Origin of the sequence: Streptomyces sp. NPDC015171 (assembly GCF_043079545.1) — a bacterium.
GTDB lineage: Bacteria > Actinomycetota > Actinomycetes > Streptomycetales > Streptomycetaceae > Streptomyces.
In genome coordinates this window covers 169,466-193,190 of record NZ_JBIBUO010000003.1, presented here as the reverse complement: position 1 = coordinate 193,190, position 23,725 = coordinate 169,466, and the positions used below count along the sequence as shown (strand labels likewise).

Below are 23,725 nucleotides of genomic sequence, written 5' to 3'. Positions count from 1 at the left end.
CAGGGACAATCGCATGGCCCTGGAATCGTCACGCTTGGCCTTCGAGCGGGCCCGCCGCAGCGTGGGCGGAGGTGTGGGGTCCGGCCTGCGCGCCGCCATGCCTCCCCACCCGCTCTTCGTGCGGGAGGCACGGGGCGCCCACGTATGGGACCTGGACGGCGACCGGTACACCGACTACGTGATGGCCTGGGGCCCACTCGTCCTCGGTCACGGTGACCGGCGCGTGGTGTCCGCCGTGACCGAGGTGGCGAGGAAGATGCAGGTCGTCGGCACCGGCCACGCACTCGAATATCTCGCGGCGGAAGCGGTGCTCGACGCCGTGCCGCACGGCGAGCGTCTTCTGTGGAGCAACACGGGGACCGAAGCCGTGCAGGTCGCACTGCGGCTGGCGCGAGCCGCCACCGGGCGACGCCGCGTGCTCAAGTTCGCCAGGACCTACCACGGCTGGCATGACACCGTATATGCCGGGATGTCCGAGGACGACTGCGATCGGCCCGCGACGCCCGGCGGACCAGGGCAGTCGACCAGCGTGCTGGACGACCTGGTCGTGGCCCGCTTCAACGACGTGCGGCTGGCCGAGCGCCTTCTGGGTGAGGCCGCTGAGCGCGACATCGCAGCCGTGCTCGTCGACCCGGTGATGAGCAACGCCGGCGTCGAAGAGCCCGCACCGCAGTTCCTGTCGACGCTGCGAACTCTCTGCGACCGCTACGGCGTGGTCCTCATTTTCGACGAGGTGATCGCCGGGTTCCGGATCGCCCGGGGCGGGGCGGCCGAGAAGTACGGCGTGTCGCCCGACCTGTCCGTCTTCGGCAAGGCGATGGCAGGCGGTTTCACCCAGAGCGCCGTCGTGGGCCGAGCGGAGCTGGTCGATCAAGTGGCCGCCGGCGTCGTTCATGCCGGAACCTTCAACGCCAACCCGATCGCACTGGCCGCCGTCGAGGCCACGATGCGCGTCCTGGCCGACCCTGCGGTCTACGAGCTGCTCGAACAGAACTCGACCGCGTTCGAAGCCCATGTCGGCGCCGTCCTGCGCTCGTCTCCTGATTTCGGCCGCTTCAACAGGGTCGGCTCGCTCCTGCAGTACGTCCCCGCCGGCGGCGCCACCGGGCTCCACGGAACCGGCGGACTCTGGACCACGATCCTCGAAAGGATGCTGCGTCAGCGCTTCCTCTTCATGCCGTCCGGCAAGGTCTTCATCAGCACGGCGCACACATCTTCCGACATCGAGGCGACGGCCGAGGCCCTGGAACGAACCCTGCGGCAGTCGTGACGTCCACAGCGAGCCACCTGTAGTCCCCACCCACTCCGGGCCGGGCCGTGTGTCCCATCCTCCGCGGTCTGGCCCGGCCCCACCCTCCCGGAAGACGCCATGCTGAACCTTTCGGTCCTGCTCGAGGACTCCGCGCGCACGCACCCGGACCGGGACGCGGTCGTCCTCGGCACAACGCGCCTCACTTACGCACAAGTCGACGCCGCCGCCAACCGGGTCGCCCATCTCTTGGCCGACCGAGGTATCCGGCCCGGTGACAAGGTCGCGCTCAGTTGCCCCAACCTGCCCAGCTTCCCGATCGTCTCCTACGGCATCCTCAAGGCCGGTGCAGTCGTCGTACCCCTCAACATCCTGCTCAAGAGCCGGGAGATCGCCTACCACCTCGCCGACTCGGAGGCCACGGCGTACTTCTGCTTCGAGGGTGACGCGGCCCTCCCGATGGGTGCGGAGGGACACTCTGGGTTCACCGCGACCGAGGGCTGCGAGCACTTCTTCCTCATCACCGCCGATCCGGCGGCGAAAGCCCCGATCGAGGGCGTCCAGACCATGGCCGCCGCACTGCGGGGCACGGCGCCGACGTTCGACAGCGTGGGCACCTCGGGGGACGACCCGGCCGTGCTCCTCTACACCAGTGGTACGACAGGGCAGCCGAAGGGCGCGGAACTCAGCCACGCCAACCTGGTCCTCAACACCCTGACGTGCAACCGGTCGTTGGACAACAAGACTGCCTCGGACACCCATCTGGTCGTGCTGCCGCTGTTCCACTCCTTCGGCGCGACCGTACAGATGAACGCCGGCTTCTCGACGGCGAGCACACTGGTGCTGCTGCCGCGGTTCGACGGCCGGCAGGCGGTGTCCCTGATGCACCAGGAGGACATCACCTTCTTCGCGGGCGTGCCCACCATGTGGTGGGGCCTGCTGCGGGCGCTCACCGACGATGTCGACGTCGACAGGATCGCGAGGAATCTGCGCGTCGGTGTCTGCGGCGGTGCAGCGCTCCCCGCCCAGATCATCAAGGAGGTCAGGGAGCGGCTCGGCGTCCAGGTCCGGGAGGGCTACGGTCTCTCCGAGACCTCGCCGGTGGTGACCTTCAGCGACCCGGCGCGGGAGCCTCGGCCCGGTTCCATCGGCGTGCCGGTCTGGGGGGTGGAGCTCAAGCTCGTCAAGCCGGACTGGTCGGAGGTCGAGGACGACGGCACGGGCAGCGCCATCGGCGAGATCGCGGTCAGGGGCCACAACGTGATGAAGGGCTACCACGGCCGCCCCGAGGCCACTGCCGAAGCCATCAGGGACGGCTGGTTCCGCACCGGCGACCTGGCCCGCAGGGACAAGGACGGCCTCTACTACATCGTCGACCGGGCAAAAGACCTCATCATCCGCGGCGGCTTCAACGTGTACCCGCGCGAGGTCGAGGAGGTCCTGATGACACACCCGGCGATCAGCCTGGCCGCGGTCGTCGGCGTGCCGCACGAGAGCCACGGCGAGGAGATCAAGGCGTTCGTCATCCTCGACCGCGGCGCCGAGGCCCACCCCGACGAACTGATCGCCTGGGGCAAGGAGCAGATGGCCGGCTACAAGTACCCGCGCATCGTGGAGATCGTGCCGACCCTGCCGATGACGTCCACCGGGAAGATCCTCAAGCGCGAACTCACCTGACGGCCCGGCACACGCATCGACATCGGCAGGAAGGACGACAGATGACAGTGGACGAGGGCCGGCGGGGAGCCACGTTTCTCGACGGGTCCGGTACGGCAAGGGCTTCGGCCCCCGCCTCACTGGTGGCCGCGTGGCAGGACCGCGTGGCGCGGAACCCTGAGGGCGTGGCGCTGTGCTACTTCGACGGGGTCCTGTCCGCAAGGGAGTTGGAATCCGCGACGAACGCGCTGGCGGCCGCGTTCGAGGCGCGCGGCACCGGCCGGGGCGACCGGGTCGGCGTGTACCTCCAGAATGTGCCGGGTTACGTGCTGGTGTTGCTGGCTCTGTGGAAGCTGGGCGCCACCGCGGTGGGGCTCAACCCCATGTACCGGCGGCAGGAGCTCCGCCGCATCATCGACGACGCCGGGGCAGTCGGCGTCGTCTGCGCGGACACCGACACCGAGGAGACCCTCACCACCCTGACGGGCAGCACGGTGCGGTGGCTGGTCAGCACCTCGGCGCTGGACTTCCAGTCCCGCGACGACGCACGGGTCTTCGCGACGACGGAACGCCCCTCCCCCGCCCCGGACGGCGATCTGAAGGCGCTGGTCGAGGAGTTCGCCGGCCGCCGCCCCTCCCCAGTGCACCCGGTCCGGGACGACGTCGCGTTCCTGACGTACACCTCCGGTACGACCGGCCCGCCGAAGGGTGCCATGAACACCCACGGCAACGTCCTGAGCGTGGTGGCGACCTGCGCGCCGTGGACCGGGGTGAGCGCGGGGGACGTCGTGTTCGCGATGGCCCCGCTGTTCCACATCACCGGCGCGGTGGTCAACGCGGTGCTCTCCCTGCTCACCGACACCACCCTCGTCCTCGCGGGCCGGTTCCACCCCGAGGTCGCCCTGGAGGCGTTCGCCGAGCACCAGGTGACCTACACGATCGGCTCCATCACCGCGTACAACGCCATCTACGAGCTACCGCAGGCCGGCCCGGAGCACTTCGCCTCCGTGAAGCACCTCTACTCGGGAGGGGCGCCGATCCCGCCCGCGACCGTCGAGCGGTTCGAGAAACGCTTCGGCGCCTACATCCACAACGGCTACGGGATGACCGAGACGACCTCCGCCGTCATCGCCGTACCCGCCGGACTGAGGGCACCGGTGCACCTGCCCAGCGGCACACTGTCCATCGGCATGCCGCTGCCCGGCCTCACCGCGCGGGTGGTGGACCCCGAGGGCCGGCCGGTGCCGCACGGGGAGCAGGGCGAGCTGGAGCTGAGCGGGCCGCAGGTGGTAGCCGGGTACTGGGGAAAGCCCGAGGTCACCGCGCTGACGATGCCGCAGGGCCGACTGCGCACCGGCGATGTCGCCGTCATCGACCCGGAGGGCTGGGTCTACCTGGTGGACCGGCTCAAGGACCAGATCAACGTGTCCGGCTACAAGGTCTGGCCGCGCGAGGTCGAGGACGCGCTCTACGAACACCCCTCGGTGCTGGAGGCCGCCGTGGTGGGCCGGCCGGACGAGTACCGCGGCGAGACGGTGGTCGCCTACGTCTCCCTCAAGTCCGGCCTGAACGCCACCGAGGAGGAGCTGATCGCCTTCACCCGCGACCGGCTGGCCGCCTACAAACGCCCCCGCCGGATCCACCTCATCGCCGACCTGCCCAAGACCCAGACCGGCAAGATCCGCCGCGCGGAACTCCGCGGCCTCGACGGGCCGGGGGCGTTCTCCCCCACGAAGGACTGATCCATGAACGACAAGCACACCGGCCGGCGCCGTTTCGCAGGCCGCGTCGCCGTCGTGACCGGAGCGAGCCGGGGCATTGGTCTCGCCGTGACGGAACGGCTCGTCGCCGAAGGCGCGCGCGTGTGCATCACGGCGCGCAGCACCGGCCCGCTCGGGGAGGCCGCAGCTTCTTTCCCCCCAGGCAGCGTCATCACGGTCGCCGGCAAGGCGGACGATCTCGAGCATCGCCGCGAGGTCTTCGACACCGTCGCCCGCGAGTTCGGCGGGCTCGACGTCCTCGTGAACAACGCGGGCATCAATCCCGCGTACGGCCCCGTCGTCGGACTCGACCTCGATGTCGCCCGCAAGGTACTGGAGGTCAATGTCCTCGCCACCCTCGCCTGGGTGCAGGACGCGGTGGCCCACCCGAAGCTCGGTTTCACCGAACGCCACGGGACTGTCGTGAACCTCTCCTCCGTCACCGGCGAAACCCCCGCACCCGGCATCGGCTTCTACGGAGTGAGCAAGGCGGCGGTGTCCCACTTGACCAAGACTCTGGCCGTCGAGCTCGGCCCGGAGATACGCGTCAACGCGGTGGCTCCCGCGGTGGTGAAGACCCGGTTCGCCGAAGCCCTGTACGAGGGCAAGGAAGCCGAGGTGGCCGCCGACTACCCCCTGCGGCGTCTGGGCGTGCCGTCCGACATCGCCTCGGCGGTGGCGTACCTGGGCTCGGAGGACTCCTCCTGGGTCACCGGCCACGTCCTCACCGTCGACGGCGGCCTCACGGTCGCCGGCGGCACCGCCTGACGCCCCTGCCCACCGACGAAGGACAACCATGACATTTCCTCACCTTCCGCCCCGGTTCGCGGACCTGCGTGAGCGCACCCGCCAGTTCGTCCGCGAGGTCGTCATCGACGCGGAGCCCGCACCGGGCGGACGCCTCGACCGGGCCACCCGTGACCGGCTGCAGGCCGCGGCGAAGGAGGCGGGCGTCTTCGCGCCGCTGGTGCCGACGGAGTTCGGCGGGCAGGGCCTGTCCATCGAGTACTGGTCACCGATTCTCCAGGAGGCCGGCTACTCGCCGGTCGGCCCGGTCGCGCTCAACTGCATGGCACCCGACGAGGGAAACATGCACATGCTCAACCAGATCGCGACCGAGGAGCAGAAGAAGCGCTATCTCGCGCCCCTGGCGGCGGGGGATGTCCGTTCGTGCTTCGGCATGACCGAGCCCCACCCCGGAGCGGGATCCGACCCGGCCGCGCTGCGGACCAAGGCCGTGCGTGCCGACGGCGGCTGGATCATCGACGGCCACAAGCGCTTCACCAGCGGTGCCCTGGGTGCCGCGTTCTGCATCGTCATGGCACGGACCCCGGCCGTCGACGGCTCCCCGGAGGGGGCCACCATGTTCCTCGTCGACATGACGAACCCCGGGCTCCGGGGCGGCGAGGCGATCCACACCGTCGATCGCTCCATCGACGGCGGTCACCCGCACCTGTACATCGAGAACTGCTTCGTCCCCGACGACGCGGTACTCGGCGAAGTCGGACTCGGATTCCGCTACGCGCAGGTCCGGCTCGGACCCGCGCGTCTCACCCACTGCATGCGGTGGCTGGGGCTGGCACGGCGGGCGCACGACATCGCACTCGACCGGGCCGGGAAGCGGGAGTTGTTCGGCGGCCCGATCGACTCACTGGGCCTGGCGCAGCACCTGATCGCGGAGTCCGTGATCGACATCGAGACGTCGGACGCGATCATCACCAAGACCGCGGCACTGCTGCACAGTGACCCGAAGGCGGGCTCGGCGATGTCCTCGGTCGCGAAGGTGCACTGCTCGGAGGCGATCTTCCGGGTGATCGACCGGGCCATCCAGATCTGTGGCGGGGACGGGGTCTCCGACGGACTCCCGCTGGCGCAGTACCTGAACGAGGTCCGGCCGTTCCGCATCTACGACGGCTCCAACGAGACCCACAGGTGGGCCATCGCCCGCCGCGCCTCGGCAGGACGCAGCGCCGCGGTCCGGGCCGGTGAACCGTACCGGGGCGATGCTGTCGTGGGCCGGGACAAAGGCGCGTGATGCTCACTGTCCCCGACGGCGTGGAAGTCGTCACGTGCCGGGACAACGCACGTCGTCTCGACCGCCCTCCGCTCCTGATCCTCGACTCGGTCACCGCTTTCCTCGACCAGCACGGCATCGGCAGCGGCCCGGTCGCCTGGCAGCGCACCGGCGACGGCCACTCCAACGTCACTTACCTGATCGAGCGCGGTGACAGGTCCGTCGTCCTGCGTCGCGGGCCGCGTCCCCCACTGCCGAAGTCGACACACGACATGGTGCGCGAGGCCCGCATCCAGAGCATCCTCGGCCGGCACGGGGTACCGGTGCCGGAGATCATCGCCGTATGCGAGGACGAGTCGCTCCTCGGTGTGCCGTTCTACGTCATGTCCCGGCTCGACGGCACGGTCATCACCGGCACCATCCCGCCGCACCTCTCCTGCGCCGGACAGCGCGCGGCCACCAGCGAGGCGGTCGTCGACGTCCTCGTCGCGCTGCACGGCATCGATGTGGCCGAAGGGGAACTCGCCTCCCTGGGCTTCCCGGAGGGGCACCTCCGCCGCCAGATCGACAGGTTCCGCGGGTTGTGGGAGGTCAACACCACCCGCAGCCTGCCCGCGGTGGAGCGCATCGGAGACTGGCTCGGCCGCAATCTGCCGACGAGCCGGACGGCCTCGGTGGTGCACGGCGACTACCGCATGGGCAACCTCATGTTCGCGCCCGAAGCGCCGGCCAGGGTCGTCGGGGTCCTCGACTGGGAGATGGCCACGCTCGGCGACCCGCTCGCGGACCTGGGGTACCTGACCGCCACCTGTTCCGAGGCCGGCAGCCCCGCCACCCCGCTCGAGCTGACCCGGGTGACCCGGTCGCCCGGCTACCTCACCCAGCGCCAGCTCGCTGAGCGCTACCAGTCCCGGACGGGCCTCGACCTCACCGCGCTGCCCTGGTACCAGGCCCTCGCCCTGTGGAAGGCAGCGATCTTCTCCGAGGCCATCTACACCCGCTGGCAGCGTGGTGAGCGGCCCCACGACACGTCCTTCGGACCGTCGCTCGAAGCGGGTGTCCCCCGGCTGCTGGAGCGGGCCGGCCAGTACGCCGGTCTGACGGTGACCACTCGCCGCTGACCTGTGCACAGTGCACCGGATCTGAGCGGAGCAGGGGCGCACTGCCGTTCTCACCGCGGGCGCGGCTGAGGACAGTGAAGCCCGCAGGAACAGCAAGGAAACGCCGGCAGCGTGTACGGCACGCATGGCTTCGCGACACGTTCCCCACGCTCACCGATGTGGCTGTGAAACGCGTGGGCCGACTGGATCACGATGACCTCGTCCCTCCTGTCGGTTGCGGGGCAGTGGGAGGGCAACCTCTCCTACTCGATTGCGTGCGACGGACACGGCCCGGCCCACGACAGCCGACGCCACGCCCTACGCGCCGCTGGGACTCGAACGGCCCGGTCCTGGCGTCCGACTGCATGAAAAAGCCACGTGACAAACGGAGTTCACGTCCAGAGGGAGATTCCATGACAGTGGAGAAGCAGCCCCAGACCCTGTCGTCGGTGGCGACCGACACACCGACGGATGAGATTCTCGGGCTCCTGACCCGAGACGGAGGCGTCATCGTCAAGGGTTTCCTGACGACGGAGCAGATGAACCGCTTCAACACCGAGATCGAGCCGCCGTTGCAGGCGCTCCGTCCGGGCTCGACCCACGAGAACGAGATGGTGGCCGCCTTCCACGGCAGCAACACCAAGCGGCTCACCAACCTCGTCACGCACAGCGCGACGTTCCGCAACGAGATCCTCGAACACTCCCTGGTCCACGAGATCTGCGACCAGATCTTCCTCCCGGAGTCGGGGACGTACTGGATGACCACCGCGCAGGTGATCGAGATCGGCCCCCACAGCCAGGCCCAGATGCTGCACCGGGACCTGGAGAACTGGTTCCCGTTCATCGGGATGGGACCCGACGGCCCGGAAGCCACCCTCAACTTCCTCATCGCCCTGACCGACTTCACGGAGGAGAACGGCGCCACGCGCGTCATCCCGGGGAGCAACCACTGGAGCGACTTCGAGGACCGCGGGACTCCTGAGCAGACCGTCCCCGCGATCATGAACGCCGGAGACGCCCTTCTGTTCAGCGGCAAGACCGCACACGGTGGTGGCGCCAACCAGACCGATGACGAGTACCGGCGGGCCGTGGCCTTCGCCCTCAATCCGGGCTTCCTCACCGGTGAGGAGGCGTACCCCTTCCTGGTCGACATCGAGGTCGCAAGGACGCTCTCGCCGCGTGTCCAGCGCATGCTCGGGTTCCGCTCCCAGTACCCGACGGGCTCTCCCGGCCTGTGGCAGGTCGACTACGCCGACCTGGGTGACTACCTCGATCTCTGAGAGACGACCCGGTTGGCGTACACACCCCGCCAGGGCCTCATGAGCAGGGCGTCCTGCGGACGGCTCCCCAGTCCGCAGGACGCGCCATGCCAGTTCTCATCGGACTGACCGGCCCCATGACCCTGCGTTCCTCGGTCAGGGAGGCCGCTGCCTCCGCGATGGCGATGCGGGCATGTCGGAGTGACACGCCCGCACTGGCAGCACCCCGAGGAAGCCCCCCTCCAGGACGCCGGACAGATACAGCAGCCGGCTGCGGTGGGCTCGGGAGTGGCGACGGCGTCCGGTTGGCGATCGGTCAGCCGACGCAGCGCCCCCTGGCGACGACGAGCCTGAAGGGGCTACCGGGCATGAACGAGGCGTCCGGGTGCTCCCCCCGCACGCAGCGGAGGCCCGCGGCCGGCTGGAAGGCGGACGGGGAACTCGGGACCCCGCTCCCACAGCCGGGCACGGCCCGCTTCCTGGGCCCGACCAGGACGACCGCCGTTTGAACGGCTCCCGCCGCCGAGAGCCCGATTTGGTGGCGGTCGCGGACCGCGCCGCAGAAGCCGACACCCCCGGGCAGACGGAGCCGCAGGAACCGCTTGAAGCGTTCCGGTCGGTGGTCAGCGAGACGCCCCGGCAGCGCAGACCCCGGTCTCTGGCAGGTCCAGTCGGCGGGCGGACGAGGCACAAGGTCCGCCAGGAAAGCCTCCGATGGGCGAGCGGGCAGGGCCCGGGTGGATCTTCATGATCTGAAAGCCCGCTCCCCCTCCGAGGGTCAGCGCCGAGTAGAGCCACGTCGTCCCGGCCACGGTGGCGAGACGTACCGCGCCTGGATGACCGGCAGGAGCGGCGGCAGGACGAAGACGACCGCGTTGGTCGAACCGCCCGGGCCTTCGGTGAGGTCAGGCCGGCTGCACGGTCACGAGCGGCTGCGGCAGTTGGCGCTGGAGCCTCTGGAGCCCGCGGACCGTGGCGTCGATGTCCGCCTGGTCGTACGCGGCACTGAAGAAGATCGTGTCGGAGGGCATGGACATCACGCCGTCGACGAGCATCCCGCCGAGGGGTTCCGTTCGCGCTCGCTCAGGTAGGACTTGAGGATCGCGCAGGCGGTCGCGGTGTCGCGCAGCGTGCGGTCCTTGTCTCCGTTGGTGAGCATCTGCAGGGAGAGCCCGTCGACCAAGGACATCGCGACCCGCACCACCGAGTGCAGTTCCTCGTCCGAGAGCGACACGTCGACCTGGTGCAGTACGGCCTCCGCGGACCTGAGGAAGGTGTCGTAGAAGCTGACGGACAGCTCGGGGTCATTGCGCTCGGCCCACAGCGTGACCTCGATCATGGCCCGCATGCGAACGGGGTTGTCGGCACTCCACCGCATGGCGTTCGTCAGGCTCTGCTCTATGACGTCCGACAGCGTCGCGCTTCCGTCCTCGGGCAGAACAACGCCCACGGGTACCTCCGCGCTGAGCTGCGTGAAGACGGCGAGCAGGAGATTTTCCTTGTTCTGGAAGCAGTAGTGGAGGGAGGCGAGAGGCGCCTTGGCCTCGTCCGCGATCTTCCGGGTGGTGGCCCCGTCGGCACCCTCGCGGGCCACCACCAGAACCGCCGCCTCGATCAGCTGCTGTCGCCGCGCTTCCGCCGACACGTACGCCATTCAGCCCTCCGGGAGACCGTGACCGAGAAGTATTGACTCAGTCATTTGAACTACTTCAACGGTAGCATGGCCCCTTTGTCAGATTTGGTGAAACGACCAGGTCAGGGGACGCACCCGACGGGCACGCCCCCTGACGTCGGGGTACTTGCGATCAGCCGGCCCAGACGTCCTCCACGTACCGGCCGGACTCCACCATGCCGGCCAGCCAGGCGGCGGCCTCCTCGTCGCCGGAGCCGGTGTGCGCGCGGTGGACGGCCATGAACGCCTCCCGCACGGCGGGGGCCATGCGGCGGCCGTCGCCGCAGATGTAGACGCGGCCGCCCGCTTCCAGGGCGGCCCAGACCTCGTCGCTCTCGCGGGCGATCCGGTCCTGGACGAAGCGGGCCCCGTCGACGGGTGCGTGCATGAAGGTCGGACGCATGCTGACGGCGCCGGCCGCCTCGGCGGCCTCGAACTCGTCCTGGTGGAGGTAGTCCACCTCGGGGTGGTCGCAGCCGAAGTAGCACAGCAGGGTGCCGGTCGAGCCGGCGTGGTGCCGGTCCAGGACGGCTCCCCGGAAGGGCGCGAGGCCGGTGCCCGCGCTGACGAGGATCACGGGTATGGAGGGGTCCTCCGGGAGGCGGAAGGACTCGCTGCAGGGCAGCACCCGCGCCCACACCGTGTCACCGGCCTCGATCGTCTGCACGTAGTGCGAGGCGATGCCGCGGAAAGTGCCCTCGCCACCGCGGTGAGGTGCCGCGAGCAGCGAGACCATGAGGTCGACCTCGCCCGGCCGGGCCGCCGCGGAGGAGGAGACCGAGTAGTGGCGGGGGCGCAGGACCGGCAGCAGCTCGAGGAAGCCCTCGAAAGGCAGCTCGCAGGCGCGGTATCGCTCCAGCAGATCCAGCACGCTGGTCCCCAGTACGGTCACCTGCTCCCGGAACGTCTGCTCGTCCGCCGCGGCGAGCCGGGCCAGCGGCTGCTTCTCCGGCGGGCAGGGGGTGTGCTCGGCCAGCACGGCGATCTGCTCACTGGTGGCGGCGTCCTGGAGCTCGACGAAATCGGTCAGCAGGCGACGCAGCGTCAGCGGCCTGTCGACGGGCAGGGCGTTCCGGCTGCGGCGACGGGTCCGCAGCCGGACCGTGCGGTCCAGGTCCAGGCCGAAGCGGTCGGCGACCCGCCGCACCAGCTCCTCCGGGTTCCTCGGCAGCAGGGCGAGGTGGTCCGCGGTGCGGTAGGTGACGCCCTCGGGCAGCCGCAGCCGCAGGAAGCGCTTGGAGCGGCCGAGTTCGTGGTCGGTGTCGACCAGTTCGTACGCCTCCAGGACCTCCATCGGCTGCACTCCGTGGCGAGCGGCGAGTCCACCGATGGCCGACTCGGTGGTGTCCTCCAGCTCGTACAGGCCCTCCTCTTCGTCCTCCGCCTCGGCGGCCGGAGCGGCAGCTCCCTCGACCGCCGTGCCGTACCGGTCGAGCAGCGTGGTCCACAGGTCGGCCGTCCACCGGTCCACGGCGCCTCCGAAGTCGCCGGAGGCGTCCGCGGCGGCGCGGTCCAGGATCGGCCTGGCGCCGGCCGCCGTCAGGCGCTCGTCGATGAGGGTGGGCACCCGCTGGTACGTGGCGGCCCAGTTGCGGTCGCCGACGCCGAGGACGGCGTACTCCAGGCCGTCCAGCTCACCGGGCTCCAGACCCTCCAGCCAGGCGACGAACTCGGCCGCGTCGTCGGTGGGCCTGCCGTTGTACGACGCCGCCACGATCACCACGGGGCCCTCGGCATCGAGCAGTCGGCCGGTGTGGTCGTTCAGGGAGGCCACGGCCGGGGCGAAGCCCTGGTCCGCGCCCTCGGCCGCGAGGTCACCGGCGATGCCGGCGCACGTGCCGAGGTTGGAGCCGTGCAGCAGGGTGAGGGCGGTGCCGGTGGCACGCCGGACCGTGGCCGCCGCGGCACGGGAGCCGGCGGCGGCGCTCGCGGCGGCGGGCCTGACACGCTCACCGCTCGTGCGGCGGGCCAGCTTGAGGCTGAACCCGTCGGGCTTGATGGTGAGCGACGCCTTGATCTTGAGCTGGTAGTCGGCGTGGTCGAGCAGACGGTAACGGTGCACCAGGAGGCCGAGGAGCAGCGTGGCCTCGTGCAGGGCGAACTGCCTTCCGATGCAGGCACGTTCACCGTTGCCGAACGGCTTGAAGAGGTGGACGGAGCGCGCCGCCTCGCGCTCGGGCGAGAAGCGGTCGGGGTCGAACAGCTCGACGTTCTCACCCCAGGCCGGGTCGCGGTGCAGCGCGGGGGTGATCACCATCAGCGATTCGCCCTTGCGTACGGCGTACCTGCCTCCGATGACCGTGTCCTCGATGGGCTCCAGGGCGAAGCCCGGCGCGGTCGGCCACAGCCGGAGGCTCTCGTTGAGCACCTGGCGGATGTAGGCGAGCTTGCCGATGTCGCCGTAGTCGGGCTCGGGGTTCTCCGTGTCGCCCCACAGGGCGTCCACCTCTGCCTGGGCCCGCTTGAGGACCTCGGGGTGCTTGGTGAGGTAGTAGAGCGCGAAGGAGAGCGCGCCACTGGTGGTCTCGTGGCCGGCGATGAGGAAGGTGATCACCTGGTGGCGGATGTTCACGTCGTCGAGAGGCTGGCCCGTCACCGGGTCCTTGGTGTGCAGCATCATGCCGAGGAGGTCGTCGGTGCTGGTGTCGCCGGACTCACGGCGCCGCCGGATGACGTCGTCGACCAGGTTCGCCATCGCTTCGGCGTCCTTGCGGAACTGCTCGGCCTGCTTGCGCCGGAAGATCTCCGTGCCCGGGATGGACTCGGTCTTCTCCTGGGTGAAGTGCAGGGCCCGGCCCATCGCCTCGACGAAGGGGTGCAGGTCGCTGCGGCGGAAGGACTCGAAGTCGAAGCCGAAGCCGCACAGGCCGATGGTGTCGAAGGTCAGCCGGGTCATGTCGTCGGGCACGTCCACCGACTGCACTTCGGCGAGCCGGTCCCACTTGCCGATGAGGGAACGGGCGACTTTGAGCATCGTGCCGTGGTAGCTGCGCATCGCACCCAGTGAGAACGCCGGCATCAGGATGTCGTGCGCCTTGCGCCAGTTCGGCTCGTGGTTGAAGGCGGTGAACAGCCCGTCCTTGGCGATCTGCCGGACCTCGACCAGCTCTTCGTGCACGTTCTTGCGGAAACGGCTCTCGTCGGCCAGTTCCTCGACCAGCTCCAGGCCGCCCACGATCACGGTCTCGTTGCCGAAGACGCGCTGCCGGTACACCGGCCCCAGATCCTTCACCTCCTTCAGGACGTGGGTCAGGAAGTCGGCACCGCCGGGGAGGGTCAGGGCATGTCCGATCAGGGGGAGCGAGGGACGCTCAGGAATCGCCTGGGTCCCGCCGACGGTCGTCTGGGTCATGAACGTACCTTTCGTTGCTCATCAGCGGTCGCTTGGCCACCACCCTACAGGCGACATTGTCACCTGCTCATGTCGAGTGACCGTATTACGCGACACAGTCGACTGGAGGAACTAAAGAAGCATGTGAAACGTAGGGTCCGGCGCGCTTGACAGTAGACCTCGTCGCACGACACGGTTGAATGACTTGAGCGACTGACCAAGTCGATCGGTTGCCGTGATCCGCGCGCTTTTCCCCAGACAGAATCGAGGGCCTCACCATGAGCAGCATGCTCGCCGGACGACTCCGCCTTGACACCCGAACCTTCGCCGTCGAGGAGGTGCCGATCCCGGTCCCCGGCCCGGGCGAGGTCCTGATCGAGGTCCGCGCCGCCGGGGTCTGCCTGTCCGACGTCCACCTGATCGACGGCAGTCTGAGCCCCTTCTTCCCGGTCGACGCCGTCACGAAGGCGGGTGCCGTGACGCTCGGCCACGAGGTCGCCGGAGTCGTGCACACGCTCGGCCCGGACACGAAGGGTGACTGGAGCCCGGGGCAGCGCGTGGTACTGCAGGCAGGCGAGGCCTGCGGTGACTGCCCCGGCTGTCTGCGCCGGATGATGTGCCAGCGACCGCTGACCCGCGGTCTGGACTACGACGGCGGCTGGGCCCAGTACACGGTGGCCCACGAGGCCACGCTTCTCCCGATACCGGACGACCTGCCCTTCGACCAGGCGGCGATCATCCCCGACGCGGTCTCCACCCCCTATGCCGCGATCGTAGGCACCGGTGCTGTCCGGCCCGCACAGGCGGTCGGCATCTGGGGCGCGGGCGGTCTGGGCGCGCACGCCGTCCGGCTGGCCCGGATGGTCGGCGCGGCCCCGGTCATCGCGGTCGACCCGCTGCGCTCCGCCCGGGAGCGCGCCCTCACCTTCGGCGCGGACGTGGCGCTCGACCCGCTCGCGGCGGACTTCGCGGACGCGGTACGGGAGGCGACGGCCGGACGCGGCCTGGATGTCGCGTTCGACTTCGCCGGGGTGGGCGCGGCACGTGCTCAGGCCGCGTCGGTGCTCGGTCCATTCGGCTCACTCGTGCTCGCCGGCCTCACCCCGGAGCCGGTCACGATCGCCGACAGCATCGGCTTCTGCTTCAACGTCAACCAGGTCCGCGGCCATTACGGCTCCGAGCCCGAGCACGTGGAGCAGCTCGTCGGCCTCGCCTCGGCCGGGCGGATCGACCTGGCTCCGTCCATCACCGCCCACGTGCCGCTGGCCGAGGCTGCGGAGGCGGTCGCCCGCCTGGAGAACAAGGTCGGGGACCCGATCCGCCTGGTGCTCACTCCGTGAGACGAATCCCGCGTGCGTGCAGCCCCTCCGGGGTCCCGGAGGGGCTGCACGCTCGGCATTCGGCACCGGTGCCCGGCTCACCCGCCCCGCAAGGTCAGACAGCGTGATCTTTCGATAGGTTCACCATATGAGCGCCGAGGTCGACAAGCTGCTGCATGGCCTGGTTCAGGGGATCCGCCCCCAGGTGGGCGAGCGGGCGGACGCGCTCCTTGGCCGGCTGCGCGACGAGTTGCCTGATTTCTGGGAGCACGAGGACCTGGCGGTACTCGCGCTCCATGAGATCACCGGCCACCTGACGACCTTCCTCGACCTGCTCGACGGTCAGGTGGCCATGGACGAGGTGGAGCCGCCGGAACTGGCCATGGAAGTCTCCCGTGAGTGCGCTCGCCGAGGGCTCCCGCTCAGCGGGCTCCTGCGGGCGTACCGGATCGGCCACATGATCCTGCTGCGGCAGATGCAGGCCGAGGCCGCCCGTCTCACCGACGACACGCAACTCGTCAGCGACATCGTGACGCGGATGACGGACTCGGGGTTCGCCTACGTCGACATCGGCTCGGAACAGGTGGTCACCGCCTACCAGGAGGAACGCGAGCGCCGCCTGCGACAGCGACTCGCCATGACCGACGCGGCGGGCCGGCGCATCGGCACGACCCTCGACATCACGCGGACGGCCGAGGAACTGGTGGAGGTCGGCACGGAGGACTTCGCCGATCTCGTGGCGGTCGATCTCCTCGACAGCGCCGTGAGCGAAACCCCCGAGCCCCACCACAGGGCCCCGGACGACGCGTTGCTCCGCCGTGTGGCACTGGGTACCCCCGGCGCCGTCCAGGACTGCCCCGCCGGCGTGCCGGCCCATCGCTACCCCGAGGGGTCCATGCAGGAGCGGGCCCTCAGGAGCGGGCAACCGGTGCTCCGCATCGGCGTGGAGCCAGGCGGGTCCGCGCCGTGGGAGCCGGAGGCCGGAGACTCGGTTCTGCTGCTTCCCCTACAGGCTCGCGGGGCCGTCCTCGGCCTCGTCCAGCTCTTTCGCGGCCACTCCGCCGCCCCGTTCGATCACGACGATCTGTCTCTGGGCCAGGAGATCGCCGCGAGGGCCGCGGTGTCCATCGACAACGCCCGCCGCTACACCCACGAGCGCCTCACCGCCCTTACGCTCCAGCGCAGTCTGCTGCCCCAGCGCCCCGTGCGGAGCGCGGTGGTCGAGACGGCTGCCCGCTATCTGCCGAGCGGGGGCCGCGCGGGGCTGGGCGGAGACTGGTACGACGTCATCCCGTTGTCCGGGGCACGGGTGGCGCTGGTCGTGGGCGACGTGGCCGGCCGGGGCCTGGAGGCCGCCGCCGCCATGGGCCGCCTGCGGATGGCGGTCCGGGCCTTCGCCGACATCGACCTGATGCCCGATGAGCTGCTCACCCACCTGGACGACGTGGTCATCCGCCTCAGCCGGGAGGAGGGCCGGAACGAGGGCGGACTCAGCGCCACCTGCCTGTACGCCGTCTACGACGCCTCCACCAGGACGTGCTCCCTGGCGAGCGCCGGTCACGTTCTGCCCGCTCTGGCGACAGCGTCGCGGCCGGACGCCTCGTCCGGATCGGTGGCCAAGTCCGTCGGCTTCCTCGACATACCCATGGGACCGCCCCTGGGGGTGGGCGGACTTCCTTTCGAGACCGCCCAGTTCGACGTCCCCGAGGGCAGCCTTCTCGCCTTCTACACCGACGGGCTCATCGGGAGCGGCGCGTCCGGCGAGACCGGTTCGCGTGCGGTGCTCCGCGAACATCTCGCCGCGGCACCCGAGTCGCTCGACGCGGTCTGTGACGGGCTGCTGGACGCACTCGTGCCGGATCAGCCGGTCGACGACACCACGGTGCTGGTCGCCAGGACGCGCGCGCTCGACCCGCGGCACATCTCGGTGCTCGATGTCCCCTCCGACCCGGCGGCCGTGTCCCGCGCCCGCCGCTTCGCAGCCGATCGTCTGGAGGAGTGGGGGCTGGAAGACCTGTCCTTCGCCACGGAACTGATCGTCAGCGAGCTGGTGACGAACGCCGTCCGGTACGGCCGGAGCCCCATCCAGCTACGGATGATCCTGCAAGCCTCACTCACCTGTGAGGTCTCCGACGCCAGCAGCACGGCTCCGCACCTACGTCGTGCGCGCACCTTCGACGAAGGGGGCCGCGGCCTGCTGCTGGTCGCCCAGATGGCCGACCGCTGGGGCACGAGGCACTCCCGCGACGGGAAGGTCATCTGGGCCGAGCAGCCCATCCCCCGTGAGGACGACGGGTCCCGCGGGGGTGTACAGGCCGTACCGGGAGTCGATCTCACGATCACCGTCCCTACGACGCCTTCCCCTCTGCCTGAGGTGACCGGCGGCGCTGCACATGGCCGGTACGGGACCCCTCTCCGCCGTCGGTGATCACGGCGCGCTGTCCCAGCCACCGGGCGAGGGGCTCCGCTGTCACGCCGTGCTGGATGAGGCTGAGCAGCACCGTGGAGCCGGCCAGCTTGAGAATGAGCGAGGCGTCTCGCGCTCCCAGCTCGACGTAGGCGAGGACCGCGAAGTGGATCGATGTCACCCCGCGCGGGCCGTGGCTGGTGTCGTGCACGAGATCCCGGGGGTCGCGTCCGACGTCATGAGCCGTGCGGGCGTCGCACATGCCGGCCACGAACGCGGCGACGAAGCCGTTGCCCCCGATCAGGACGGCACCGGCGTAGGCGAGGCAAGGCAGCGCCGGACCGGCGAAACGCAGTACCCGCGGCTCCGCCCAGCCGGCCCGGTGACTCCGTCGGACGAGTCAGTTGCATCCAGGCCCAGGGCCGTGCCGACGAGTACTGCGAGTACGGCACCCTGGAGCGCGTTCAGCACCAGATCAGCGAACGAGTGGTCGCCGTGGCCGACCGCATGGGCCACGGCGAGGACGAAGAGCGGGGAGATCAGGCCGTCCTTGAAACCGCCCTCGATGTTCAGCGCGGCCCTGCCCCCTCCACGGCACCCGCTCGTCCGTGAGGAAGTTCGGAACGGGGCGAGATCCATCGGCATCACCAATAGCGCGGCCACCAGCCGGCCCTGGGGAAGAGCGCCGCGCCGAAAAGGGTCGCGAGCCCCACGGAAGCGGGCGGGGCCAGCCCCAGCAGTCGGCGCTCCACCGTCGGGTTCCCCAGCCGCTCGTAGCTCCTGGCCCTCGGTCCGTCCGCGAAGAGCATCACGACCAGTACCAGTTCGGCGCTCCGCCGGTAGGCATCCGTCTGGAAGTCCAGGCGCAGGACGGGGAAGGTCCCCGCCCGCCAGCAGGGCACCGGCCAGGACGAAGGCGATCGGTGCGGTGATACTCCAGCGGGCCGGCCGGTCCGATACCAGAGCCCACAGGAGAACCAGAGCCGTGACGACGAGCAGGACGATCACAGGAGCCGCCCTGGTCCTCCGGGTTGCTGCGAAATCGTGACTTAGTCGAACGACTAAGTCGATATAGTGGCACGTATGGCTCACGTAACCGCGGCTGAGCGCCGCCCCCAGCTGATCAAAGCAGCTATCGACCTGATGACCAGGGAAGGTGTCGCCGCCGGCAGCACACGCGCCATCGCCGCCGAGCTCGGAGTCGCGCAAGCCACGGTCCACTACACCTTCGGCACGAAGGAGGACCTGTACCGCGCGGTCATGGACCAGATCACCGATGACCTCATCGAGCAGGTGCGGCGGGCGGCGCCGGAGAACGCGGGATTCGAGGAGACCTTCAGCGCCTTGGCGGCCCAGTTGTGGGGCACTATGCGTAAGCCGTCTTCGCACCATCAACTGCTCAACGAACTGGCCATGTTCGCCCTGCGCGTGCCTGGACTGCACGAGGCCCGGCAGGGGCATTACCGGCGGGTGGTGGAGGTGACCGCGCGACTGATCAGCGAGACGGCCGCGAGGGCCGGACAGGAGCTGACCGCGCCCGCGGACACGGTCGCCCGGTTCTTCCTCTCCGGCTTCGACGGCCTGACCCTGCAGGCCCTGTGTCTGTCGGACGAGGCCGCGGAGCAGCAGGGGCTGAGGGCGCTCGTGGCCGCGACCGTGGCTCTGGCCAAGGGTCGCCTCGCTCTCCCGGAGATGCCGACGGTCTGAGCATCGAACACGAAGGGACATCCATCGGAGACATGACATGATCGGCTGCCTGCTCCTCCTTCTCACCGTCAGCCTGACGGCCGGTATACCGGCCGCCCGACGGCTGGACCGGGCGACCTGGCCTGAGCGGGAGCCCGTACTCGGTCTGTGGGTGTGGCAATGTCTGGTCGCCACCGCTTTGCTGAGCTGCCTGACCGGACTGCTGCTCGGCATGGCTGCGGTCTTCCGCACCGTGCGCGACTCCCTCTTCGAGTCGGCGCCGCGCGGCGTCCTCGCCGCCTACGAGTTGGCCGCGGCCCCCGCTTGGGCCACCGGACTCACCCTGCTCCTGGCGGCGGGCGCGGTGTGGACGGCGGCCGTGCTCGCCGGACGGTTCTGGGCGATCCGCCGGACCCGCGCGGTGACCCGCGACCGTCTGCGGCGACGGGCGCCGGATCTACCCGGCGACTTCCCCGCCGCGAGCGGGCCCCTGCTGGTACTCGAAGACGAATACCCGGACGCCTGGTGGCTGCCCGGCAGCCCGTCCCGGCTCGTCGTCACCACAGGGGCTGTACAGCGGCTGACCGACCGCCAGCTCGATGCCGTCCTCACCCACGAGCGCGGCCACGCGCGTGCCCGCCACGACTGGCTGCTGCATCTGTCCGCCGCCTTCGCCAGTGGGTTTCCCCGGGTACCCCTGTTCACCCACTTCTGCGAGCGGACCCACCAACTGGTGGAACTGGCCGCCGACGACATCGCCGCGCGGCGGTGCGGGCACGTCACCACCGCCCTCGCCCTGATCGAACTCAACCAGCACCGAGGGGTTCTCTCCTGTGCCTCCAGCCGCCGCGCGCTGGGTGACCGGGTGGACCGCCTCCTCAGTCCCCCGCCGAGACTGAGGCACCGCGACCGCGTCCTCATCGCCATAGCGGCGGCGCTGACTCCGTCGCTGCCCCTGCTCATCACCCTCGCACCAGGGATCGACGCACTCGACTGAAGTGCGACGGGCAGATGCTGAGAGGGGATGTGACAGGCCCTCGCACGCATGCCTTAGCCTCGGTGCACATGAGGGGCTCGTCGGAGTCGGCCTGTCACCCGATGGCCCGTACGACCTCCGGAGGGGCGGTGAGCACACGGTGTCCATGGATGACAGCGGGGAGGCACGCGGGGCACCCAGCAGCTCGCAGGTTTTTGACGAGTCCACAGGCGCGCGGCTCAGGGAGATCAGACTCGGCCGCGGGCTGTCACTGACGGAGGTCGCACATCAGGCAGACGTCAGCAAGGGGTTCCTGAGCCAGCTGGAGCGCGGTCTCAGCAGGGTGTCCGTGCCGACGTTGCTGCGGGTCTGCGATGTGCTGCAGATCGGGGTCGGAGAGCTGTTCGCCTATCCGGATGAGCCGATCGTCACCGGCGGAAGCCCGATCGACATGGGCGGTGAAGGCGTTTCCGAGTACCTGCTCACGCCCGCCGGCAGCACGGCTTTTCAAGTCTTCCGTTCAGTCGTCGAACCAGGTGGTGGCACCGGTGGCCCCTATCGGCTCGACACCACCACGATCTTCGCATTGGGACTGAGCGGCTCGACCCGCCTGATCGTCGGCGGCGAGACACGGATGCTGTCCGCCGGCGTCTCCACCTCATTTCCCGGCCGGACACTTCACCAGTTCGACAATCCGGGCACGACGGTGAGCGAGGTCCTGTGGGTCCTGTCACCTCCGTTGCTCAGCAACACGCGCGGAGAGCGATGATGACGGCGCGCATTGCCGGGGGGTGTCAGTGCGCCTCGCTCGAAGACTCGAACTCGGCTTGCTCCTGAAGTTTCGTGGTCCCGGGTGACGTCCGGGCTGCTCGTCGTGCCCCCTTGGCCGCGACCGCACGGGCGGGCAGGTCTCCCATCGACAGGAGACCGGGCTCTGCCTCGACGACCGCGGCGACGGCATTGACGGCCGCTGCGATCGTGCTGAGGAACGAGTCGAAGCCCACGCAGGAACGAAGGTCGATGACCTGCTCCTCACCGACGACCTGATAGTCGTCGCCGGCGGTCACCTCGTCAGCAGGCTCGAAGAAGCCGAACATGATCTCCAAGTCGATCACCGTTTCGCCCTCGAGCATCCCGCGAGCCGCGTGAGTGACGGCCGATATCTGTCCCGGCTCGATGCGCAGGTGGTCACCGACTCGCGGCGACGTCGTCACGACCGCGGGCTCGACCTCCCCCACCTCCACCGAATCGAGATCCCAGCCCAGCCCCGCCGCGAGCGCCCCGATGGCCTGCTCGAAGCCGTAGTGGCCGACGACGTCGCCACGGTTGCGAGCAGCCTCGAACTCCTCCGGGTCCAGACCGAGACCGAACTTCGAGAGGATCGCGCCGTAACGCGACATGTTCGTGCGTCGACGGATGCGCACGCTCTCCACGCGCTGGGTCAATGCGGTCAGCAGGAGCGGAAGGGTGTCCATCAGGACGCCCGGGTTCGCTCCGCCGCCCAGAACCGTCACGCCGTGCGCCTTCGCCGTACCGTCGAGCCGACGGGCCAGATCCGGATGGCTACGCCAGGGATGGGCGAGTTCCTCGCAGATGCTGAGGACGTTGTACGACCGCTCCAGCAGAGGCAACAGGATGCCGGCGACCTGGTCCAGATCCGACGTGGTCGCCACGACCGCGAGGTCAGCGGCAGGCAGATCAGCGAGGTCACTCACGACAACGACGCCGTTCGGTGCGCCGCCGAGCACCACTCCGAGGTCTTGACCGACTACGCGGGGATCTCGGTCCGCCGCCCCCACGACGTCGACGTCCGCGCGTTCCAGCAAGGAGGAGGCGATGGCACGGCCGGTAGCGCCGAGACCCACGACGACTGTCTGACTGCTCAACTTCGCTCCCTTGCACGACTGAACCAGCGTGACCATGTGCGCTGTTTAGTAGCACTAAACAGCGGCCTAGCTCTATCACGCTGACGGTGCCACGACAAGGGGCACCTGGCCCGAGCGAAGCAGGCGCTCCGTCTTCTGCCGTCGGGACGGCGAACGGCATCGGTCACGGGGACGAACCCCGTGACCGATGCCGTTGCGTTTCACCGTCCGGATACGGAGCCCCACAGGGGATCCCACCAGGCCCGCGGCGAGCAGGTCCCGGTCCATGATCCACTCCACCGTCCGCCCGGTGTCCGGGCAGGCGAACGAGACACGGACGGCGTAGGGATCGTCCGGCTCGTATGCGAGGTTCATACGCAGCGGCACGGTCATCGGCCCGGGCGCAGGAAGCAACTGCACGGGCAGCCCGGTCTCCGCGAGGGACACGGAAGAGGGAGGTGCCCCTCACGGAGGACGGCATCTACGACGTAGCACTGCGGTTGATCGAGGGCGACGGGGTCGAGGCGCTCACCATGCGCAAGCTGGCGGCTGCGCTGAACGCCAACCCGATGTCGCTGTACCACCACGTACCGAACAAGGAGGCGGTACTGCGGGGAGCGGCGGCCCGCGTCGGCTCGCGGTTCAGCGCGCAGGGCCCGGAGGGTCTGCCCTGGCAGGACCGCCTGCGCCACATGTTTCTGGGTTTCCGCGAGTTGGCACTCGAGCACCCGAAGCTGATGACGTACTGCCTCGGGCGCGCCGAGTACATACAGCCCGAGGACTCCTTCTGGCGGGACCTCACCAACGTGCCGGCCGCGGCGGGCCTGCCGACCGAGGAGATCCCACGGGTGGCCGCCACCTTGTGCGCGACGCTCACGGGACTGATGATCAGCGAGCTGACAGGTGTCGTGCAGCAGTGGGCCACTCTCCCCTCCGCTCCGGGCAGCGACGAGCGCCCGGCGCCCACCCGGCTCGAGCTGGACGCGATGGCTCACTTCGCCCTGGACGGCGCGGTCGCGAGCGTCGAGAACCACCCGGCCCGGGTACGCGAGCGAGACTGAGGCGCGAACCGGCGCACGCCGGGCGTTCTGCCGATGAGCGATTACGTCCTGCGAGCCCGGCCGGCAGCAGGGGTGGTCGAAACCCTGTACAGCGCCAGGGTCGCCGAGGGGCTGGGCGCCGCCAGGCCGGAGACGCCCGGTATGACCATGTCCACGACATGCGAAAAGCCGTATTCGCGCACCTGATCTTCGACCTCGCCACCTCGCAGAACAAGGAACTCCTGGTCGTCCCCGGCGTCTCCCACTGCGGCCTCTACGACAAGTCCGAGGCCGGCCGGCCTGCCCTCGACCCTCCCGTCCACCTCTTCAGCAAGCACCTCTGGGCGCCGGCCCTATCGGCCGGCCACACTCAGTACCCGCCGGACCGGAC

20 protein-coding genes are annotated in these 23,725 nt (G+C 69.7%); 13 read left to right on the top strand and 7 right to left on the bottom strand.

Annotated features, from left to right (window positions below):
- The first annotated feature begins 13 nt into the window (after positions 1 to 13).
- From ACF073_RS09225 to ACF073_RS09195, 7 genes are all read left to right on the top strand, one after another.
- Positions 14 to 1,270, top strand: a complete 1,257-nt coding sequence (locus tag ACF073_RS09225; RefSeq protein ID WP_392067922.1) for an aspartate aminotransferase family protein — start codon at positions 14 to 16, stop codon at positions 1,268 to 1,270.
- 99 nt (positions 1,271 to 1,369) lie between these two features.
- Positions 1,370 to 2,926: a long-chain fatty acid--CoA ligase gene (locus tag ACF073_RS09220; protein ID WP_392067921.1), complete on the top strand. Its 1,557-nt coding sequence runs from the start codon at positions 1,370 to 1,372 to the stop codon at positions 2,924 to 2,926.
- A gap of 41 nt (positions 2,927 to 2,967) precedes the next feature.
- The gene (locus ACF073_RS09215; protein WP_392067920.1) at positions 2,968 to 4,647 is read left to right on the top strand and encodes a class I adenylate-forming enzyme family protein; all 1,680 of its coding nucleotides are present in this window, start codon (positions 2,968 to 2,970) and stop codon (positions 4,645 to 4,647) included.
- A 3-nt stretch (positions 4,648 to 4,650) separates the two neighbouring features.
- Positions 4,651 to 5,433, top strand: coding sequence for an SDR family oxidoreductase (locus ACF073_RS09210; RefSeq protein ID WP_392067919.1), 783 nt, complete (start codon positions 4,651 to 4,653; stop codon positions 5,431 to 5,433).
- Between the two features lie 28 nt (positions 5,434 to 5,461).
- Positions 5,462 to 6,700, top strand: a complete 1,239-nt coding sequence (locus ACF073_RS09205) for an acyl-CoA dehydrogenase family protein (protein WP_392067918.1) — start codon at positions 5,462 to 5,464, stop codon at positions 6,698 to 6,700.
- Positions 6,700 to 7,800: a phosphotransferase family protein gene (locus tag ACF073_RS09200; protein WP_392067917.1), complete on the top strand. Its 1,101-nt coding sequence runs from the start codon at positions 6,700 to 6,702 to the stop codon at positions 7,798 to 7,800. Before ACF073_RS09205 ends, ACF073_RS09200 begins: the two co-directional genes overlap by 1 nt.
- Before the next feature lie 392 nt (positions 7,801 to 8,192).
- Positions 8,193 to 9,059 carry a phytanoyl-CoA dioxygenase family protein gene (locus ACF073_RS09195; RefSeq protein ID WP_392067916.1) on the top strand — a complete coding sequence of 289 codons (867 nt, stop codon included), beginning with the start codon at positions 8,193 to 8,195 and terminating at the stop codon, positions 9,057 to 9,059.
- Between the two features lie 884 nt (positions 9,060 to 9,943).
- On the opposite strand, the gene ACF073_RS09190 is transcribed toward ACF073_RS09195, so the two are convergent.
- From ACF073_RS09190 to ACF073_RS09180, 3 genes are all read right to left on the bottom strand, one after another.
- On the bottom strand, positions 9,944 to 10,093 hold the full coding sequence (locus ACF073_RS09190) for a hypothetical protein (protein ID WP_392067915.1): 150 nt from the start codon (positions 10,091 to 10,093) through the stop codon (positions 9,944 to 9,946).
- Positions 10,075 to 10,692: a TetR/AcrR family transcriptional regulator gene (locus ACF073_RS09185; protein ID WP_392067914.1), complete on the bottom strand. Its 618-nt coding sequence runs from the start codon at positions 10,690 to 10,692 to the stop codon at positions 10,075 to 10,077. The genes ACF073_RS09190 and ACF073_RS09185 overlap by 19 nt, the downstream gene beginning before the upstream one ends.
- 151 nt (positions 10,693 to 10,843) lie before the next feature.
- Entirely contained in the window at positions 10,844 to 14,062 is a 3,219-nt protein-coding gene (locus ACF073_RS09180; protein ID WP_392067913.1) for a bifunctional cytochrome P450/NADPH--P450 reductase, read from the bottom strand.
- Positions 14,063 to 14,319: 257 nt separating this feature from the next.
- Between ACF073_RS09180 and ACF073_RS09175 the strand changes: the two genes are divergently transcribed.
- Together ACF073_RS09175 and ACF073_RS09170 are read left to right on the top strand one after the other, a co-directional pair.
- Entirely contained in the window at positions 14,320 to 15,381 is a 1,062-nt protein-coding gene (locus ACF073_RS09175) for a zinc-binding dehydrogenase (RefSeq protein WP_392067912.1), read from the top strand.
- A 127-nt stretch (positions 15,382 to 15,508) separates the two neighbouring features.
- Positions 15,509 to 17,788, top strand: a complete 2,280-nt coding sequence (locus ACF073_RS09170) for a SpoIIE family protein phosphatase (protein WP_392067911.1) — start codon at positions 15,509 to 15,511, stop codon at positions 17,786 to 17,788.
- Here the strand turns inward: ACF073_RS09170 and ACF073_RS09165 are convergent.
- Both ACF073_RS09165 and ACF073_RS09160 read right to left on the bottom strand, forming a co-directional pair.
- A complete protein-coding gene (locus ACF073_RS09165) occupies positions 17,709 to 18,029 on the bottom strand; it encodes a hypothetical protein (protein ID WP_392067910.1) in 321 nt (106 codons plus the stop codon). The genes ACF073_RS09170 and ACF073_RS09165 overlap by 80 nt on opposite strands.
- A gap of 382 nt (positions 18,030 to 18,411) precedes the next feature.
- The gene (locus ACF073_RS09160) at positions 18,412 to 18,669 is read right to left on the bottom strand and encodes a hypothetical protein (RefSeq protein ID WP_392067908.1); all 258 of its coding nucleotides are present in this window, start codon (positions 18,667 to 18,669) and stop codon (positions 18,412 to 18,414) included.
- Positions 18,670 to 18,850: 181 nt separating this feature from the next.
- Here ACF073_RS09160 and ACF073_RS09155 point away from each other — a divergent pair, with 181 nt between their 5' ends.
- The 3 genes from ACF073_RS09155 to ACF073_RS09145 all read left to right on the top strand — a co-directional run bounded on the left by ACF073_RS09155 (position 18,851) and on the right by ACF073_RS09145 (position 21,198).
- Positions 18,851 to 19,474 (top strand): TetR/AcrR family transcriptional regulator, encoded by a 624-nt coding sequence (locus ACF073_RS09155; protein WP_392067907.1) that lies wholly within the window; start codon positions 18,851 to 18,853, stop codon positions 19,472 to 19,474.
- Between the two features lie 37 nt (positions 19,475 to 19,511).
- Positions 19,512 to 20,450 carry a M56 family metallopeptidase gene (locus tag ACF073_RS09150; protein ID WP_392067906.1) on the top strand — a complete coding sequence of 313 codons (939 nt, stop codon included), beginning with the start codon at positions 19,512 to 19,514 and terminating at the stop codon, positions 20,448 to 20,450.
- Positions 20,451 to 20,595: 145 nt separating this feature from the next.
- Positions 20,596 to 21,198, top strand: a complete 603-nt coding sequence (locus tag ACF073_RS09145) for a helix-turn-helix domain-containing protein (RefSeq protein ID WP_392067905.1) — start codon at positions 20,596 to 20,598, stop codon at positions 21,196 to 21,198.
- Between the two features lie 25 nt (positions 21,199 to 21,223).
- Here ACF073_RS09145 and ACF073_RS09140 read toward each other — a convergent pair whose 3' ends face one another.
- Positions 21,224 to 22,351 (bottom strand): dihydrodipicolinate reductase, encoded by a 1,128-nt coding sequence (locus tag ACF073_RS09140; RefSeq protein WP_392067904.1) that lies wholly within the window; start codon positions 22,349 to 22,351, stop codon positions 21,224 to 21,226.
- Positions 22,352 to 22,390: 39 nt separating this feature from the next.
- Entirely contained in the window at positions 22,391 to 22,669 is a 279-nt protein-coding gene (locus tag ACF073_RS09135; protein WP_392068891.1) for an SsgA family sporulation/cell division regulator, read from the bottom strand.
- 83 nt (positions 22,670 to 22,752) lie between these two features.
- On the opposite strand from ACF073_RS09135, the gene ACF073_RS09130 reads away from it, so the two are divergent.
- Positions 22,753 to 23,355 (top strand): TetR/AcrR family transcriptional regulator, encoded by a 603-nt coding sequence (locus tag ACF073_RS09130; protein ID WP_392067903.1) that lies wholly within the window; start codon positions 22,753 to 22,755, stop codon positions 23,353 to 23,355.
- Positions 23,356 to 23,725: the final 370 nt, after the last annotated feature.

Bases quoted from the DNA above. Each gene is read 5' to 3' on its own strand.
- ACF073_RS09145 (WP_392067905.1), top strand. From the start codon at position 20,596: ATGGATGACAGCGGGGAGGCACGCGGGGCACCCAGCAGCTCGCAGGTT.
- ACF073_RS09170 (WP_392067911.1), top strand. From the start codon at position 15,509: ATGAGCGCCGAGGTCGACAAGCTGCTGCATGGCCTGGTTCAGGGGATC.
- ACF073_RS09205 (WP_392067918.1), top strand. From the start codon at position 5,462: ATGACATTTCCTCACCTTCCGCCCCGGTTCGCGGACCTGCGTGAGCGC.
- ACF073_RS09140 (WP_392067904.1), bottom strand. From the start codon at position 22,351: ATGGTCACGCTGGTTCAGTCGTGCAAGGGAGCGAAGTTGAGCAGTCAG.
- ACF073_RS09180 (WP_392067913.1), bottom strand. From the start codon at position 14,062: ATGACCCAGACGACCGTCGGCGGGACCCAGGCGATTCCTGAGCGTCCC.
- ACF073_RS09225 (WP_392067922.1), top strand. From the start codon at position 14: ATGGCCCTGGAATCGTCACGCTTGGCCTTCGAGCGGGCCCGCCGCAGC.
- ACF073_RS09175 (WP_392067912.1), top strand. From the start codon at position 14,320: ATGAGCAGCATGCTCGCCGGACGACTCCGCCTTGACACCCGAACCTTC.
- ACF073_RS09195 (WP_392067916.1), top strand. From the start codon at position 8,193: ATGACAGTGGAGAAGCAGCCCCAGACCCTGTCGTCGGTGGCGACCGAC.
- ACF073_RS09210 (WP_392067919.1), top strand. From the start codon at position 4,651: ATGAACGACAAGCACACCGGCCGGCGCCGTTTCGCAGGCCGCGTCGCC.
- ACF073_RS09220 (WP_392067921.1), top strand. From the start codon at position 1,370: ATGCTGAACCTTTCGGTCCTGCTCGAGGACTCCGCGCGCACGCACCCG.
- ACF073_RS09150 (WP_392067906.1), top strand. From the start codon at position 19,512: ATGATCGGCTGCCTGCTCCTCCTTCTCACCGTCAGCCTGACGGCCGGT.
- ACF073_RS09190 (WP_392067915.1), bottom strand. From the start codon at position 10,093: ATGCTCGTCGACGGCGTGATGTCCATGCCCTCCGACACGATCTTCTTC.
- ACF073_RS09165 (WP_392067910.1), bottom strand. From the start codon at position 18,029: ATGTGCGACGCCCGCACGGCTCATGACGTCGGACGCGACCCCCGGGAT.
- ACF073_RS09215 (WP_392067920.1), top strand. From the start codon at position 2,968: ATGACAGTGGACGAGGGCCGGCGGGGAGCCACGTTTCTCGACGGGTCC.
- ACF073_RS09200 (WP_392067917.1), top strand. From the start codon at position 6,700: ATGCTCACTGTCCCCGACGGCGTGGAAGTCGTCACGTGCCGGGACAAC.
- ACF073_RS09185 (WP_392067914.1), bottom strand. From the start codon at position 10,692: ATGGCGTACGTGTCGGCGGAAGCGCGGCGACAGCAGCTGATCGAGGCG.
- ACF073_RS09155 (WP_392067907.1), top strand. From the start codon at position 18,851: ATGGCTCACGTAACCGCGGCTGAGCGCCGCCCCCAGCTGATCAAAGCA.
- ACF073_RS09135 (WP_392068891.1), bottom strand. From the start codon at position 22,669: ATGAACCTCGCATACGAGCCGGACGATCCCTACGCCGTCCGTGTCTCG.